The organism is Streptomyces cyaneofuscatus (assembly GCF_000718135.1).
GTDB classification, from domain to species: domain Bacteria; phylum Actinomycetota; class Actinomycetes; order Streptomycetales; family Streptomycetaceae; genus Streptomyces; species Streptomyces cyaneofuscatus.
Genome location: NZ_JOEM01000002.1, coordinates 1 through 15,557, shown reverse-complemented (window position 1 = coordinate 15,557; position 15,557 = coordinate 1). Strand labels below are relative to the sequence as shown.

Below are 15,557 nucleotides of genomic sequence, written 5' to 3'. Positions count from 1 at the left end.
GGGGAGCGTGAGCGCGTCCGGTCCCGGCGGGGCGGGGAGGGACGCGTCGGATCCGGGACGTCAGTCGACGGCCCGCAGGACGAGGGCGGCGTTGAACCCGCCGTGCCCGCGGGCGAGGACGAGGGCGGTGCGTACGGACGCGGTCCGCGAGCGCCCGGTGACGAGGTCGAGTCCGTAGGTGAGGACCGGTTCCACCTGGGGCGTGGCCGGGATCCGCCCGTCGCGCATGGCCAGCAGCGCCGTCACGACGTCCACCGGCGCCCCGCCGGAGGAGAGCCGCCCGATCGCCGCCTTGGGAGCGGTCACCGGTACCCCCCGGAGTCCGAACAGCCGGGTGATCGCCTCGGCCTCCTCGCGGTCGGCACGCGGGGTGCCCGCGGCGTCGGCGAAGACCACGTCGACGTCGGCCGGACGGCACCCGGCGTCGGCGAGGGCGAGGGCGGCCGCCCTGCGCAGTCCGGGCTCGCGGCCGCTGCCCGGCCTCGGGTCCAGGGTGGAGGCATGGCCCGCGATCCGGCCGTAGAGGGTGTGGGCGCCGCGGGCCCGGGCCGCCGTCTCGTCCTCCACGGTCATCAGCGCGCCCCCCTCCCCCAGCACGTGGCCCCGCGCGGCGGCGTCGAACGGCAGGTACGCGCGCTCGGGGTCCCGGCCGGTGGAGAGCAGCCCGGTGGACAGGTGGGCCGCCCAGGCCCATGAGCACACCGGGGCGTCCACGCCTCCGGCCACGATCAGCCGGGCGCCGCCGCGGATGCGGCGCCCGGCCTGGCCGAGGGCGTCGAGCCCGGCCGCGTGGTCGCCCGCCAGGGCGCCGGCGGGCCCCCGCAGATCGTTGCGCACCGAGATCTGGCCGCTGTTCACGGCGGGGAACCAGGCGAAGGACGCATAGGCGCTGAGATGGCCGCCGCCCGCGCCGCCCATCTTGCGCAGCTCGTTCTGTGCGAACTCGCTGCCGCCGGAGGCGACGGCGGTGACGACTCCCCGCTGGTGGGCGGGGACCGTCTCCAGGCGCACCCCTGAGTCGGCGAGGGCCTGGTCGGCGGCTGCGAGGGCGAGCTGCGTCATCCGGTCCGTCTGGCGGACCAGGCGCACCGGCAGGTGCTCGGCGGGGTCGAAGCCGCGGATCTCGCCGGCCAGCCGGGCCTGATGCGCCGAGGCGTCGAAGCGGGTGACCGGGCCGATCATGTTCTTGCCGATCAGTGTGGTGTCCCAGAACTCCTTCACCCCCGTGCCGCTGGGGGCCAGGACACCGATTCCGGTGATCACCGCTCCGGCGCTCAAGGTGCGCTCCGGTCGTGGCGCGTCAGCACCATGGCGCTCTGGAACCCGCCGAACCCGCTGCCGACCGTCAGCACGGCATCGGTTCGCTGCTCCCGGGCCACCCGTGGCACGTAGTCGAGGTCACATCCCGGGCCGGGGACATGGAGGTTGGCGGTGGGCGGCACCACATGGTGTTCCATCGCGAGAACGGATGCGGCGATCTCGATCGCGCCGACCGATCCCATGGCGTGCCCGATCATCGACTTGACGGAGCTGACCGGGACACGGTGAGCGTGCTCCCCCAGGGCGAGCTTGTACGCCTGCGTCTCGTGCAGGTCGTTGAGCTTCGTGCCGGAACCGTGCGCGTTCACGTAGTCCAGGTCCCGGGGGTCCAGCCGTGCCTCGTGCAGTGCCGCGCGGACGGCTTCGGCCAGTTCCCGGCCCTCGGGGTGCAGGCCCGTCATGTGGAAGGCGTTGCTGCGGGAGGCGTGCCCGGCAACCTCCGCGTACACATGTGCGCCGCGGCTGCGGGCATGGTGGAGTTCCTCCAGGACGAACACCGCGGCGCCCTCGCCGAGGACGAACCCGTCCCGGGAGTCGTCGAAGGGACGGGACGCGGTCGTCGGCTCGTCGTTGTGCGTGGTGGTCGCCCTGACCGCGTCGAAGGCCGCCATGACGACCGGGGTGATCGGCGCGTCCGTGGCACCGGCGACCATGACGTCCGCGCTGTTCTCGCGGATGAGTTCCACGGCGTGGGCCACCGCGTCGATTCCCGCGGTGCAGCCGTTGGCGATCACGGCCGACGGCCCCTCGGCGCCGACCGCCCAGGCCACTTCGGTCGCGAACGAGCTCGGTACGAAGTGGTCGTACAGCCACGGTGGCGCGTGCGCCGGGTCCACGTCCGCCAGGCGTCGCTCGTCGCTCATGGACCGGTAGGCCGCGTCCAGCCCCGCGACGGCACCGCCGGCGGTGCCCATGACCACACCCGTACGCTGCGGGGCGAGGGTCTGAGCCACGCCGCTGTCCGCGAGTGCCTCCCGGGCGGCGACCACGCCGAACTGCGCCGCGCGGCCCATGCGTTCGCTCTCCTGGGGGTCCAGCCCGTGGGCCGCCGGGACGAAGTCGATCTCGGCGGCCACCTGTGAGCGGAAGGGTGAGGGGTCGAAGCGGGTGATCCGCCGGGTGGCGGTGCGGCCCTGGCTGAGCAGACTCCAGAAGTCCCGCACGCCCAGGCCGCCGGGGGCCAGTACGCCCACGCCCGTGATCACTACCCGGCGGGCCATGCGTACCGTCCCGATGTCGTCCGGGTGAGGTGCGCGCTCACTTCGCGTCGGGGCATCTCCTGCCTTCTCTCCTCACCAGGTGGCGGTCCCGGGCTCCCGCTTCTCCCGGGTGGACGTCGTGCCGGACCGTGTCCCCAGGCTCCACGGTCGCGTGGGAGCGGGGCAATGGCGTGGGTTTCAGGGTTCGGCCGGATTCCACAAGCGCCGGTCCGCTACGTCGGCGGACCGACAAATGTGCGTCAAGGAAGTGTCGGGGGGCCGTCGCCGCCGCATCCCGGGGGCGCGGTCCCGGGGCGGCGGGAGAGCCGGATCAGCCCTGGCCGAAGCGGAATCCGACACCGCGGATGGTGACGATCCAGTTCGTGCCGAGCTTGTTGCGCAGGGAGCTGACGTGGGTGTCGACGGTCCGCCGGGACCAGGAGTCGCCCCAGACCTGCTCCATGAGCACCTTGCGCGGAATCACGGTGTCCGGATGGGACGCGAGCAGGAGGAGTACGTCGAACTCCTTGCGGGTGGTCTCGACGCGTTTCCCGTCGAGGGTGACCTCCCGCGCCCCGGCGTCGATCCGCAGCGCTCCGCGGGTGATGACGCCGGCCGTGGCGGTGGCCGATGCCGTCGGTCCGGCCCTTCGCATGACGGCGTCGATACGGGCCATCAGCTCGCGGAACCCGTACGGCTTGGCCAGATAGTCATCAGCTCCGGCCTGCAGGCCGAGCACCCGGTCGAGCTCGGAGCAGCGGGCGGTGACCACGATCACCGGGATCTTGCTGACGGTGCGGATCCCGCGGCAGACCTCCAGGCCGTCGAGATCCGGAAGTTCGAGGTCGAGCAGGACCAGGCTCGCCTGCGGGTGGAGTCTGAGGGCCTCGCCGGCCGTACCGACGATCTCGACCTGGTGCCCCTGTCTGCGCAGCCCTCCGGCCAGAGTCTCCGCCTCACCGGCGTCGTTCTCCACCAGCAGGAGCCGCCATGACTCGGAAGGGAGTGTCTCTCGCCGAAGCACCGCCCCCTCACCCTTTAACGGGCCCTCCGCTGCGGACTCATAAGAATCGAGCATCGCTGTGCGCTGCTTCATCCTGCTCCCCCGTCAAGATCGGTTTCTCTATCCTGAACCTGCGTAAATCTACAAACCGCACCACCGGTTTGTCAAAGAAATGCAGGAGAAGCAAAAACGGGCAATTGTGGCCCATTCGCAGCATTCAAGCTGAAGCAAGCGGATTAGACCCACGCTGCGGGGTCGCAAATAACTGGTAAACAAACCGCAAGGAATGTTTCCGGCCCCCTCCCACGGCCATGCACGCCTCCGCCCGGCCGTGGATCACGGCCGGGCGGAGGGTGGACCCGCGGCAGGGGGTACGGGGGCGGGGGCGGACGGTGTGTCAGACGGGGCTCTTCTGCCTCTCCGAGCGAACGGCTTCGGCCACTTCCATCACATACCGGCCGTACCCCGACGTCGACAGCGCGGCGCCCAGCCGGTGGCACTGATCGGGGTCGATGAAGCCCATCCGCAGGGCCACCTCCTCCACGCACGCCACCCGTACGCCCTGCCGTCGCTCGATGGTCTGGATGTACTGCGAGGCCGCCAGCAGCGAGTCATGGGTCCCCGTGTCCAGCCAGGCGAACCCCCGGCCGAGATCGACCAACTCCGCCTTGCCGCGCCGCAGATACTCCAAGTTCACATCGGTGATCTCCAGCTCACCACGGGCGGAGGGCACCAGGTCGCGCGCGATGGCGACCACGTCGTTGTCGTACAGGTAGAGGCCGGTGACGGCCCGGTTCGAGCGCGGGCGCCGGGGCTTCTCCTCTATCGACACCAGCCTGCCGTGCTCGTCGGCCTCCGCCACGCCGTAGCGCTCGGGATCCTGGACGGGATAGCCGAACAGCAGGCACCCCTCGGTGTGCGGCAGCCGGCTGCGCAGGATCTGCGAGAACCTCGGGCCGTGGAAGACGTTGTCCCCGAGGGCCAGAGCCACCGGGTCGTCGCCGATGTGGCCGGCCCCGATGATGAGCGCCTCGGCCAGGCCGCGCGGTTCGGCCTGCTCCGCATAGGAGAAACGCACTCCCAGGTCGGATCCGTCGCCGAGCAGACGGCGGAACTGCGGCAGATCGGCCGGTGTCGAAATGATCAAGATGTCCCGGACACCCGCGAGCATGAGGACCGAGAGGGGGTAATAGATCATCGGTTTGTCGTAGACGGGGAGCAGTTGTTTCGAAACTCCGCGAGTAATGGGGTGAAGACGCGTTCCGTGCCCTCCGGCAAGAATGATTCCCTTCACGCTGACACCTCATCGCCATGGCACGTGCCCGTGCGCTCGCTGTCCCACCTGACGCCCGCGAGTCTGCCGCCCGGCGGTCGAAGGCCCCTCAAGCACCGGTGCAGACCTCCCCGCCGGGCAGGCGGCACCCCAGGTCGACCGGTCGTCAAGCGACGTTCAAGTCGGCCCCCCGAGGATGGCGGCGCTGGTGCACGGACCACCCGGGCGCTCGTCCGCGCCCCCAGCAACGGATCGCGACGATATGGGGTGCCCTCATGTACGAGAACAACAACGCTGCCGAGATGTACGACCTGCTCTACCAGGACCGTAAGGACTACCGGGCCGAAGCGGGCCAGGTCGCCGAGTTGGTCCGCGCCCGCAAGCCGGGCGCCGCGAGTCTGCTCGACGTCGCCTGCGGCACCGGGATCCACCTCGCGGCCTTCGCCGAGCTGTTCGACCGGGTCGAGGGCGCGGACCTGTCGGAACACATGCTGGAGGTGGCCGCCGGACGGCTGGGGAGCGGCGTACCGCTGCACCGCGTCGACATGCGGTCCTTCCGGCTGGACGCCAGGTTCGACGCGATCGTCGTGATGTTCAGCTCTATCGCCTATCTGCGGACCACCGAGGACCTCGACGCGGCGCTCGCCACCTTCGGCCGGCACCTGGCTCCCGGCGGCGTCGTGGTGATCGAACCCTGGTGGTTCCCCGAGGCGTTCATCGAGGGGTACGTGTCGGGGCACGCTCTGACCACCGACGACAACCGGACCATCACGCGGGTCTCCCACTCCACCCGGGCCGGCGAGCTCGCCCGCATGGAGCTGCACTACGTCACAGCCGACTCCGAGGGTGTGCGGCACCGCTCCGAGATCGACGAATTGACCCTCTTCTCCCGTGGCGCATATGAGGACTCCTTTCACCGGGCCGCGCTCAAGGTCGAATACGTTGAGTCCGAGCCCGGACGGCCGGGCTACTTCGTCGCAACCGCGTGAGTACGCGCGAGAGAAGGGGAAAGCCTTGCCTTTCACCGATCTTGAACTGGCCTACCTCGACGAGCAGCCGCTCGGCCGGCTCGCCACCGTCAGCCCCAAGGGGCAGCCGCAGACCCGCCCGGTCGCCTTCTCGGTCAACCGGGAGCTCGGCACCGTCGACATCGGCGGCTACAGCATGGGCGACACCCAGAAGTTCCGGAACGTCCGGTCCAACCCCCTGGTCAGCCTGGTCGTCGACGACATCCCCTCCACCGACCCCTGGACCGTGCGCTGTGTGGAGATCCGTGGCCACGCGGAGGCCATCACCGGCCCCCCGACCAGCGGATTCAGCAACGACCTGATCCGCATCCGCCCCACCCGGATCCTGACGCTGGGGCTGGACGAGAACCACCCGAAGACGCAGACCCGGAACATTCCTCTGCCGTCGCCGGACCACACCTAACCTTTCCGCCCCCGGGGGCCGGGAAAGGGAGGAGACGCGCATGCGCCTGTCCGTACTCGACCAATCGCCGGTGCCCGAGGGGACTCCCCCCGCGACGGCGCTGCGTAACACTCTCGAACTGTCCATCCTGGCGGACCGGCTCGGCTACCACCGCTACTGGGTGGCCGAGCACCACGCCTCGCCCTTCCAGGCGGGGGCGGCACCAGAGATCCTTATCGGCCAGATTCTGGCCCGCACCTCCGGAATCCGGGTGGGCTCCGGAGGTGTGCTGCTGCCCTACTACAGCCCCTTCAAGGTGGCCGAGGTCTTCCGCGTACTGCACGCCCTGTACCCCGGCCGGGTCGAACTGGGCGTGGGCAAGGCGCACTTGTCGAAGGACCCCGTCGTGCGCGCCCTGCGCCGGGATGCCGCCGACCCGACCGGCGGCGGCGACTTCCCCGACAAGGTGGCCGAGCTGCGGTCCTTCCTCGTCGGCGACGACTTCCCCGAGGGACATCCGTACCGGGGTCTGCTCCCCTCACCTCCCTCGCCGGGCCATCCCGAGCTGTGGGTCCTCGGGTCGAGTGTATCGAGCGCCGAGGCGACAGCCCGGGCCGGACTCTCCTACGCCTACGCGCACTTCCTCGGCCCGGACACCACGGTGGAGGCCGTCCGGCGCTACCGGGAGGAGTTCGTCCCCCACCTCGTCGACGGGAAGCCGATCGGCGGCCCCCGCGTCGTGCTCGGCATCGGTGTGTACTGCGCCGAGACCGAAGCCGAGGCGCACGCGCTGCTCGCGAGCCACCGCCTGTTCCGGCAGCGGATGGAGCGCGGCATCATGCGTCCCGTCCCCTCCACCCAGCAGGCGATCGAGGAACTCGGCGCCGAGGCCGCGCTCGCCGGGGACCCGGGCCCCGGCCACCCGGATCACGACCCCTACGTACGCAATGCCGTGGGCTCCCCCGAGCAGGTCCGGGCGCACATCACCGCGCTGACCGAGGCCACGGGGGCCGATGAGGTGATCCTCATCAACTCCATCCACGACCACAAGGCGCGGCTGCGCTGCTACGAGCTGGTCGCCGAGGTCTTCGACCTGGCGCCCCGCGCGTGAGCCGACGTGCCACAGGCTCCTCCGTACGGCGGCCCGCCGTGTACCGAGGCTTTCCGAGACAGACCGAGAAGGGGAACGACGTGACAACCCGATCCGCCGTGCGCATCGCCACCGTGGCCGTCGCCACCGCGCTGACGCTTAGCACCGCCTCCACCGCTTTCGCGTCCCAGCCACGCACCGTCGACCTCGGCGTCCTCCCGGGCGGCACCGGCGGCTTCGCGTTCGACGTGAACAACAAGGGCTCGATCGTCGGCCACGCGAACAACGCCGGAGGCGTCAACCGGGCCGTCCTGTGGGACGCGCACGGTCTGATCACCGATCTCGGCACCCTCCCCGGAGACACCTCGGCGACGGCCTACACCATCAACGAGAAGGGCACCGCGGTGGTCGGACAGTCGCTGGTACCCGGCGGGGCCGCACGCCCCGTCAAGTGGACGCCCGACGGCACGGCCACCGCGCTCGCCACCCCCGCCGGCACGACCGTCAGCCGGGCCTACTCGGTGAACGACAGCGGCACCGTGGTCGGCTTCTCCAGCGCCGCCGACGGCCTGTACAAGGCACAGCGCTGGAGCAGGGACGGCACGCGGACCCAGCTGCCGGCCCTGCCCGGTGACACGGCCGCCGGTGCCGGCTGGATCAACAACTCCGGTACGTCGGCGGGCTATTCGAAGAGCGCCGCCGGTGCCATGACCGCCGTGACCTGGAGCCCGGGCGGCACCGTCAACCGGCTCACGGGGCTGCCGGGTCACGACTCGTACCAGGCGAGCGCGATCAGCGACACCGCCATCGTCGTCGGCAACTCCTACACGGGGACGACGTCGCACGCCGTGCGCTGGAACCGCGACGGCGCCCCCCAGGAACTCTCCCCGCTGCCCGGGGACACCGCGGCCGGCGCCTACGGGGTCAACGACCTGGGCGTCGTGATCGGCTTCTCCACGGACGCGGCGGGGGTGCACCGCGCCGTGAAGTGGAGCGCGAACGGCACCGCCAAGGCCCTGCCGGGGGTCTCCGCCGGCAACGCACAGGCGTTCGGTGTGAACAACCGGGGCACGGTCGTGGGCTTCTCGACCGGATCCGCGGGGGTCTCCCGCGCGACCAAGTGGAAGGGCTGACATGACGACGATCACGAGCCTGCCGGCCGCGGAGCGAACCGGCGCTCCCCGTGGGGTCTCCCGCGTCCGCCGCGTCCTCGGCGTGGTGGCGGCAGCGGCCGCCCTCGTGGTGACGACCGGGCTCCCCGCCCACGCCGCGCCCACTCCCGTACCGCTCGCCCCGCTGCCCGGCGGCACCTTCAGCGGTGCCTACGGACTCGACGACCGGGGTGTCGTGGTCGGGTTCTCGGAGAACCGGGCCGGGCAGCGGCACGCCGCCCGATGGACGCCTTCGGGCCGCGTCACCGATCTCGGCACACTGGGCGGGGACACGCAGAGCGAGGCGTACACCGTCCGGGAGGACGGCACGGTCATCGGGATGTCCACCCGGCCGGGCGGGCCGGACCGCGCTGTGAAATGGAGCCCCTCCGGGCGCGCCACCGAACTGCCGGGCCTGCGCGATGCCACGGTGACCCGTGGCTACGTGATCAACGACGCGGGAACCGTGGTCGGTATCTCCAGCACGCCGGCCGGGGTCCACCGCCCGGTGAGGTGGAACCCGTCGGGCAAGGTCACCGCGCTCAGGACCCTGCCCGGCGACACCACCGGCGGAGTGGGGGCCGTCAACGACGCCGGGGTGGCCGTGGGGTACTCGGGCATTCCCGGCGGTGTCCTCACCTCGATGCGGTGGGCGGCCGACGGCTCGTACAGGACGCTGAAGCCGCTGCCCGGCGACGACTCCAGCCACGCGAGCTGGATCAACAACCACGGTGTCGCCGTGGGGCATTCCTATGTGACCGGGAGCGATCTCATCCGGCCGCTGCGCTGGGACGCCGACGGCACGCCGCGCGCGCTGCGGCTGCTCGACGGAGACACGGGCGGCTCGTCCTGGGGGATCAACGACAAGGGCTACAGCACCGGTTACACCTACCGCCCGGGCGGTGAAGCGCATGCCGTCGTGTGGGCCCCGGACGGTTCGGTGACCGCGCTGGGCAGCCCCACGGCGGGTGGCGGCGAGGGCTACCAGATCAACCGCCACGGTGTGGTGGCCGGTTACACGACGAAGGACGGCGCGACGCGCGCGACCGCCTGGCGGCCGTGACGCGAACGGTCGGCGGGTGCGGCGACACCGACGCCCCGACGGCCGTTCCACCGCACGACGGACACGGGCGCGCCGTCGGTCCCCTCCCGGGACCGGTGGCGCGCTCGGGTACGCAAGGACACCCAGGGACACGCCCCCACGGGGAAGCCGGATCCGGCGCCGGGCCGCACCCCGCTCCCCGTACCCGCGGATCCTCCATCGACGAGCCATGAGGTTGAGATGTCAGCGAAGCAAGCACCGCCCCTGGACCGCGCTCTGGTCATGCTCGGCGCCGTGCAGATGGTCGGCTCGTTCGCCGCGCTCCTCGACGCCACGATCGTCACGGTCGCCCTGGACGCGACCTCGCGGGAGTTCGGCGCCTCGGAGGGCTCGATCGCGTGGGTCAGTACCTCCTACCTGTTGACCATGGCCCTCGTCACCCCGCTGGTCGGCTGGGCCGTCGACCGCTTCGGCGCCCGGCGCATGTGGCTGTTCGCCCTCTCCACGTTCCTCATCGGCTCCGTCCTGTGCGCGCTGGCCTGGTCGGTGGGGAGCCTGGTCGCCTTCCGTGTGGTCCAGGGCATCGGAGGGGGGCTCGTCCTGCCCCTGAACCTGATCATTCTCGGCCGGGCGGCGGGACCCGAGCGGTTCGGCCGGATCATGAGCCTGGTCGCCATCCCCGGACAACTCGCCCCTATTCTGGGCCCGGTGGCCGGCGGGCTGCTCATCTCGGGCCTCGGCTGGCGCTGGATCTTCTTCATCAACATCCCTCTGTGCCTGCTCGCCCTGGCCCTCTCCGCTCGCACCCTGCCCCGCGGTGAGCAGCGCGGCGAGGCACCCCTCGACCGGCGCGGGCTGCTCCTGCTGCCGCCCGGTCTCGTCCTGCTCGTCTACGGCTTCTCCCGTATCGCCGAACAGGGCAACGGCCCCGGCGGGACCCCCGTCACGGTGGGCTGCGTCATCCTCGGCGCGGCGGCCGTCACCGCCTTCGTCGTGCACGCCCGCCGCACGGAGGACGCCCTGATCGACCTCCGGCTGTTCTCCGTCAAGACCTTCCGCGCCTCCGCCGTGATGACCTTCCTGCACGGAGTCGCGGTGTACGGTCCGCTCCTTCTGCTCCCCCTGTTCTTCGCGCGCGTGCTCGGCCACGACGCGGACAGCGTCGGCTGGCTGCTCGCGCCCCAGGGCATCGGCTCGCTGATCGGGATCACGGTGGCCGGTTCGCTCGCGGACCGCTACGGGCCCAGGCCCCTCGTCCTCGCCAGTACCGTGCTCACCCTGGCGGCGACGCTGCCCTTCACCCAGCTCGCGTCGGGACTCGACACCTGGGCGCTGAGCGGGTCCCTCGTCGTACGCGGCTTCGGGGTCGGGCTCCTGGGGGTGGCGATCGCCACCGCGTCGTACCGGGACGTGCCGAGGGCCAGAATCTCCCGGGCCACCAGCACGATCAGTGTGGTGCAACGGGTGGGGGCCTCGTTCGGTACGGCGATGGTGGCGCTGCTGCTGGCCGTACAGCTGTCCGGGATCAGCCGGCAGGATCCGGACCCGGCGGGGGCGCAGGCCGCCGCGTACGGCAACACCTTCTGGTGGGCGGTGGCGTTCACCGTCCTCGCCCTGGTTCCGGCGGCGATGCTGCCCCGGTTCAAGCGCGACCTGCCGGACGCCGACGATCCGCCCCAGGACCTGCCGGAGAACGGCTCACCGGGAACGGACACGTCGGCCGGTGTGAAGTGAGGTGCTGAGGCGGGGTGGTGCGGCGAGGCCGTGAAGTGGGATGGGGTGAGCCCGCCCGCCGCAAGGGGTCAGCCGGCCCGGCCCGCGCACAGGACGGCGTCTCTTCCGCGGCAGCCGGGCCCCTCCTCGTCGACGTGGAACGTACCCCTCGGCTCCAGCCGGCGTACCGTCGCGGCGGTGGCCAGACAGGGCAGCGCCATCTCCCAGAAGTCGGTGAGGCTCCTCCCCGAGATCCACTCCGGGTCGTCCTTGCCGAGCACCTGAAGTCCGGTGGTCGCCGCGACGATCAGCGCGGCCGCCCGATGCAGCCCGAGGCCCGGCAGCAGGGTGCCCTCGTCGGCCGCCACGGCGAGCCGCCGCCGCACGTGGCGCGGCCACGCGTCGCGCAGGTCGCCCGACGGCTCGTAGCGGGCCTCCCGGCACAGCTGCAGGCCGGCGCGCATCACGACGTCCGAGGCGAGGGTACGGGCGAGCAGATGCGAGGCGTCGATGAGCGCCTGCAGGGCGGGGCCGCGGCCGGAGGCGGCCTGTCCGGCGATGTCGCGCAGGGTGCCGGCCGCCGCGCGTTCGACGGCGGCGCCGATCACCGCCTTGTTGGCGAAGTGGAAGTGCAGGGCGCCCGGGCTGACTCCGGCTCCGGCACTGATCAGGCCCAGGGTCGCCTCCGCGTACCCATGGCTGTCGAACACCGCGGCTGCGGACCGGATCAACGCCTGACGCGTGCGCACGGCTCGTTCCTGTTGGGCCACGGAGCGCTCCTGAAGTGGTCGTCTCACCCTGACCGCGCGGCCCGTACGTCGTGTGTCGCACCGGCCCACGCGTTCCTGCTACGCCCCGTGGGGCCCCGGCGCCTGTCGCCGAAGCCCCACGGGGTCCCGCTCGCGCCGGGTCAGGACTTGCCGAGGCGCTGGGCGAGGAACTGCTCGAACGTCAGCAGCCCCGGGTGCATCTCACGCAGGGCCGGGATGTCCGCCTGGTAGCCCTCCTCGGCGAACCACTCGAACATGCGCTCCTCGATGGGCGTGGCCTCCAGGCGCGAGGGCGTGCCCGTGATCCGCTCGTAGACCTCGGCGACCTGCGGGAAGGTGATCTCGTCGCCCGCGAGCTCGATCTCCCTGCCGATGAACTCGGCCGGCCGGTCGAAGGCGTCGGCCGCGAAGACACCGATGTCGTCGGAGGCGATGAACTGCATCGGCTTGTCCGGCTTGACCGGCAGCGACATCACCCGCTCGCCCTCGACGTCGGCGAAGTGGAGCAGGTTGTTCATGAAGAACACGGGCCGCAGGATGGTGGCCGGAAGGCCGAGCGCCTTGATGTGGCGCTCGATCTCGGCCTTGCTCTCGAAGTGGTCGATGCCCGTCTCACGCTCGGCGCCGCCCACGGAGCTGTAGACGAAGTGGGTGACGCCGGCCTCCTTCGCCACGTCGGCGATGGCCTTGCCGTGACGTACCTCGGCGGCGAGCGTCTCCGGCTCGTACGCGAGCGCCTGCACACTGAAGATGCCGTAAACGCCCTCGGCGGCGGCGCGCAGCGAGGCGACGTCCTCGAGATCCCCCCGCACCAGCACCGCGCCCAGCTCCTTGAGCGCCTGGGCCTCGGGCTTGTCGGGGTCACGCACGAGTGCGCGCACCGACCAGCCCCGGGACAGCAGTTCGCGAGCCGTCGCGCCACCCTGGTTACCGGTACCACCGAGGACGAGGATGATCTTCTGGTCAGTCAACACATGCTCCTTGTCGGGTCGTTCACGATCTGGGGCGCGAATGGGCGCACCGGAATGGATTCTTGAACCTCAATCACAATTGAGGTCAAGTCGAAGTGAAGTGATGTGCATCACTTGGTCAGCGCTTGGAGCCGGGGGACGATCAGGTCGGGCCCGGGCTCCGCCGCGAGGACCGCCCGGGCCTCATGGGCACCGGAACGCACGTCGTGGTCGTGCAGCAGCGTGTTGAGGAGCTGCGCGTCGATCTGCTCCGCGTCCCGGCGGAGCCCCAGGCCGTTCCGCTCGATCATGTCGGCGTTGATCCAGTTGTCCGCGCCGTGCGGGATGGCCAGCTGCGGGACACCGGCGTGGGCGGAGGCGAGGGTGGTGCCCGAGCCGCCGTGATGGATGATCGCGTCGCAGGTGGTCAGCAGGGTGGACAGCGGGGTCCAGCCCACCGTGCGGACATTGCCCGGCAGCGTGCCGAGGGCGTCGAGATCGGGGTCGTCACCGAGGGCGAGGACGAACTCGGCGTCCACCTCGGCCGCCGCTGCCAGGACGCTGCCCAGGCTGCCAACACCGGCGACGTACGGCACGGTGGTGCCGAGGGTGACGCAGATCCGGGGGCGCTCCTTGGGCAGCGCCATCCAGTCGGGCAGCGTCCCCCCTCCGTGATAGGGCACCGACCGCATGGTCCAGCCCTCGCCCTCGCCATGCATCATGTGCTCGGGCGCGAAGTACAGCGAGGTGACCTCGGGCAGTTCGTGGGGGACGCCGACGCGCGCGTAGAGGGGCTCCAGGTGAGGCAGGAACCGCTGAGGCATGGTGCCCTCGCGCAGAAAGCTGAAGCCGTGCTCGACGGCGGGGATGCCGAGGGCCCGGGCGGTGACGAGCGCCGCGCCGTTCAGCCGGGAGTAGACGATCAGGTCCGGCTCCCAGGCGCGGGCGAAAGCCAGGGTCCCGTCGAGCATGAGGTTCCCCACGCCGGAGAACTTCTCCAGGATGATGTCGGGGGTCCGCAGGGTCTTCGCCATGGTGAGGCCCCGCTCACGCATCGCCCGCACCCGCTCCTCGGGCGTCCCCGAGCGGGGGAAGAACTGGGTGAAGTCCGCTCCGGGTGACACCTCGCGTACGGCGAGGCCCGAGTGGGCGGCCGCCTCGGTCGACACCCCCGAGGTCGCTACCACCACGTCGTGGCCCGCCGTACGGAACGCCCAGGCGAGCCCGGCCGAGGGATACAGATGATCGAACCCCGGGGAAACGGCAAACAGCACACGCATCGTGACGACCCCAATCTTCAGCTCCATCCGGTACACACCGGTGACCCGACGATCCTTGAGGCCTCCGCTCGACGCGGACTCGAACGGCGGCGGACCCCCTCGCTCCGCGTGTCCGCCGTTCCGGTGACGAGTTCCGGCCGATCTTTCCGACGCCCCGATCAAGCACAACTCAAGCTGTGTTCAAGGTGGTTGAATGAGGATCTCCCAGATCGGGCGGGTCGGCGGAAGCCGGCCGGCGGTCCCGGCTCCAGGATTCGACTGATTGCACGGTGATGGTCATGAAGGCAGCAGCCCTTTCGTCGTACGGCGGCCCCGAGGTCCTGACTCCGTCGGAGGTCCCCCTACCGGAGGCCGGCCCGGGGACGGTCCGGATCCGCGTCCGGGCCGCCGGGGTACAGCACTTCGACAGCCGCATCCGCGGGGGCTGGGCGCCGCCCTTCCTCAATCTGAGCTTCCCGATCGTCCCGGGCAACGAGTTCGCCGGAGTCGTCGACCAACTGGGCGAGGGCGTCACGGGTTTCGCCCCGGGTGACGAGGTGCTCGGCTACGGCACGCTCGGCGCGTACGCCGAGTACGTGGTCGCCCCTGCCGACCAGGTCGCACTCAAGCCTGACAGCATGCCCTGGGACATCGCCGGCGGCTTCTCGGGCAACGGCCAGGGGGCCCACATGTGCCTGGAGGCCATGGGGGTCGGGGCAGGTGACACCGTGCTGATCAACGGCGCCGCCGGCGCACTGGGTACGTTCTCGGTGCAACTGGCCCTCGCCTGGGGCGCGACCACCGTCATCGGCACGGCCTCCGAGGCGAACCACACCTACCTCCGTTCCATCGGCGCGGTCCCCGTCGCCTACGGCGAAGGCCTCGTGGAACGCGTCCGCGCACTGGCCCCCGAGGGGGTGGACGCGGCCATGGACACCGTGGGCCCCGAGGCGCTGCGCGCCTCCGTCGAGGTGGTCAAGGACAGGAACCGGATCCGCACCATGGTCGCCGACGATGCCGCGAAGGAGCTGGGCGTACCGCTCCTCGGCGCGGGCCGCTCCGTGGAGCGCCTGATCGAGCTGACCGGGCTGTACGAGCGCGGACTCATCAAGCTGCACCTGCGCGAGACGTTCCCGCTGGAGCGTGCCGCCGACGCGCACCGGCTGCTCGACACCGGGCACGGCCGCGGCAAGATCGTCCTGAACGTGGCCTGACCGCCGCCCGGTACGGTGAGGGCCCGTGGCGCTCCGACGCCACGGGCCCTCCTGCCTGTCCCTGCTACTGCGGGGGGTTGCCGTGCTTGCGGGACGGCAGGTCGGCGTGCTTGTTGCGGAGCATGGCGAGCGAGGCGATGAGCACCTCGCGGGTCTCGGCGGG

14 protein-coding genes are annotated in these 15,557 nt (G+C 71.3%); 7 read left to right on the top strand and 7 right to left on the bottom strand.

Going from position 1 to position 15,557, the window contains the following annotated elements; all coding sequences use genetic code 11:
- Positions 1-60 precede the first annotated feature (60 nt).
- The 4 genes from IF17_RS0103925 to rfbA all read right to left on the bottom strand — a co-directional run bounded on the left by IF17_RS0103925 (position 61) and on the right by rfbA (position 4,816).
- Positions 61-1,278 (bottom strand): beta-ketoacyl synthase N-terminal-like domain-containing protein, encoded by a 1,218-nt coding sequence (locus IF17_RS0103925; RefSeq protein ID WP_030562169.1) that lies wholly within the window; start codon positions 1,276-1,278, stop codon positions 61-63.
- Entirely contained in the window at positions 1,275-2,540 is a 1,266-nt protein-coding gene (locus tag IF17_RS0103920; protein ID WP_030562167.1) for a beta-ketoacyl-[acyl-carrier-protein] synthase family protein, read from the bottom strand. The genes IF17_RS0103925 and IF17_RS0103920 overlap by 4 nt, the downstream gene beginning before the upstream one ends.
- Positions 2,541-2,850: 310 nt before the next feature.
- The gene (locus tag IF17_RS0103915; protein ID WP_306173334.1) at positions 2,851-3,495 is read right to left on the bottom strand and encodes a response regulator transcription factor; all 645 of its coding nucleotides are present in this window, start codon (positions 3,493-3,495) and stop codon (positions 2,851-2,853) included.
- A 424-nt stretch (positions 3,496-3,919) separates the two neighbouring features.
- Positions 3,920-4,816, bottom strand: coding sequence for a glucose-1-phosphate thymidylyltransferase RfbA (rfbA, locus tag IF17_RS0103910; RefSeq protein ID WP_030562163.1), 897 nt, complete (start codon positions 4,814-4,816; stop codon positions 3,920-3,922).
- Between the two features lie 254 nt (positions 4,817-5,070).
- Between rfbA and IF17_RS0103905 the strand changes: the two genes are divergently transcribed.
- The 6 genes from IF17_RS0103905 to IF17_RS0103880 all read left to right on the top strand — a co-directional run bounded on the left by IF17_RS0103905 (position 5,071) and on the right by IF17_RS0103880 (position 11,222).
- Positions 5,071-5,784, top strand: coding sequence for a class I SAM-dependent DNA methyltransferase (locus IF17_RS0103905; protein WP_030562161.1), 714 nt, complete (start codon positions 5,071-5,073; stop codon positions 5,782-5,784).
- A 25-nt stretch (positions 5,785-5,809) separates the two neighbouring features.
- Positions 5,810-6,226, top strand: coding sequence for a PPOX class F420-dependent oxidoreductase (locus IF17_RS0103900; protein WP_030562159.1), 417 nt, complete (start codon positions 5,810-5,812; stop codon positions 6,224-6,226).
- A 40-nt stretch (positions 6,227-6,266) separates the two neighbouring features.
- Entirely contained in the window at positions 6,267-7,316 is a 1,050-nt protein-coding gene (locus IF17_RS0103895; protein ID WP_030562157.1) for an LLM class flavin-dependent oxidoreductase, read from the top strand.
- A gap of 80 nt (positions 7,317-7,396) precedes the next feature.
- Entirely contained in the window at positions 7,397-8,428 is a 1,032-nt protein-coding gene (locus IF17_RS1000000139180) for a hypothetical protein (protein WP_167344504.1), read from the top strand.
- A 1-nt stretch (position 8,429) separates the two neighbouring features.
- On the top strand, positions 8,430-9,509 hold the full coding sequence (locus IF17_RS0103885) for a hypothetical protein (RefSeq protein WP_030562155.1): 1,080 nt from the start codon (positions 8,430-8,432) through the stop codon (positions 9,507-9,509).
- 219 nt (positions 9,510-9,728) lie between these two features.
- Positions 9,729-11,222: an MDR family MFS transporter gene (locus tag IF17_RS0103880; RefSeq protein ID WP_030562154.1), complete on the top strand. Its 1,494-nt coding sequence runs from the start codon at positions 9,729-9,731 to the stop codon at positions 11,220-11,222.
- A gap of 68 nt (positions 11,223-11,290) precedes the next feature.
- Here the strand turns inward: IF17_RS0103880 and IF17_RS0103875 are convergent, their stop codons facing one another.
- From IF17_RS0103875 to IF17_RS0103865, 3 genes are all read right to left on the bottom strand, one after another.
- Positions 11,291-11,950 carry a ScbR family autoregulator-binding transcription factor gene (locus tag IF17_RS0103875; protein WP_237667217.1) on the bottom strand — a complete coding sequence of 220 codons (660 nt, stop codon included), beginning with the start codon at positions 11,948-11,950 and terminating at the stop codon, positions 11,291-11,293.
- Positions 11,951-12,111: 161 nt separating this feature from the next.
- Positions 12,112-12,945, bottom strand: a complete 834-nt coding sequence (locus IF17_RS0103870; RefSeq protein WP_337249748.1) for an NmrA/HSCARG family protein — start codon at positions 12,943-12,945, stop codon at positions 12,112-12,114.
- 107 nt (positions 12,946-13,052) lie between these two features.
- Positions 13,053-14,228 (bottom strand): nucleotide disphospho-sugar-binding domain-containing protein, encoded by a 1,176-nt coding sequence (locus IF17_RS0103865; protein WP_209437745.1) that lies wholly within the window; start codon positions 14,226-14,228, stop codon positions 13,053-13,055.
- A 251-nt stretch (positions 14,229-14,479) separates the two neighbouring features.
- Between IF17_RS0103865 and IF17_RS0103860 the strand changes: the two genes are divergently transcribed.
- Positions 14,480-15,394 carry an NADP-dependent oxidoreductase gene (locus tag IF17_RS0103860; protein ID WP_030562149.1) on the top strand — a complete coding sequence of 305 codons (915 nt, stop codon included), beginning with the start codon at positions 14,480-14,482 and terminating at the stop codon, positions 15,392-15,394.
- The last annotated feature ends 163 nt before the right edge of the window (positions 15,395-15,557 follow it).

What these genes read in the sequence shown, in the direction of transcription:
- IF17_RS0103865 (WP_209437745.1), bottom strand. Translation starts at nt 14,228, where the DNA reads ATGGAGCTGAAGATTGGGGTCGTCACGATGCGTGTGCTGTTTGCCGTT.
- IF17_RS0103905 (WP_030562161.1), top strand. Translation starts at nt 5,071, where the DNA reads ATGTACGAGAACAACAACGCTGCCGAGATGTACGACCTGCTCTACCAG.
- IF17_RS0103920 (WP_030562167.1), bottom strand. Translation starts at nt 2,540, where the DNA reads ATGGCCCGCCGGGTAGTGATCACGGGCGTGGGCGTACTGGCCCCCGGC.
- IF17_RS0103880 (WP_030562154.1), top strand. Translation starts at nt 9,729, where the DNA reads ATGTCAGCGAAGCAAGCACCGCCCCTGGACCGCGCTCTGGTCATGCTC.
- IF17_RS0103860 (WP_030562149.1), top strand. Translation starts at nt 14,480, where the DNA reads ATGAAGGCAGCAGCCCTTTCGTCGTACGGCGGCCCCGAGGTCCTGACT.
- IF17_RS0103895 (WP_030562157.1), top strand. Translation starts at nt 6,267, where the DNA reads ATGCGCCTGTCCGTACTCGACCAATCGCCGGTGCCCGAGGGGACTCCC.
- IF17_RS0103885 (WP_030562155.1), top strand. Translation starts at nt 8,430, where the DNA reads ATGACGACGATCACGAGCCTGCCGGCCGCGGAGCGAACCGGCGCTCCC.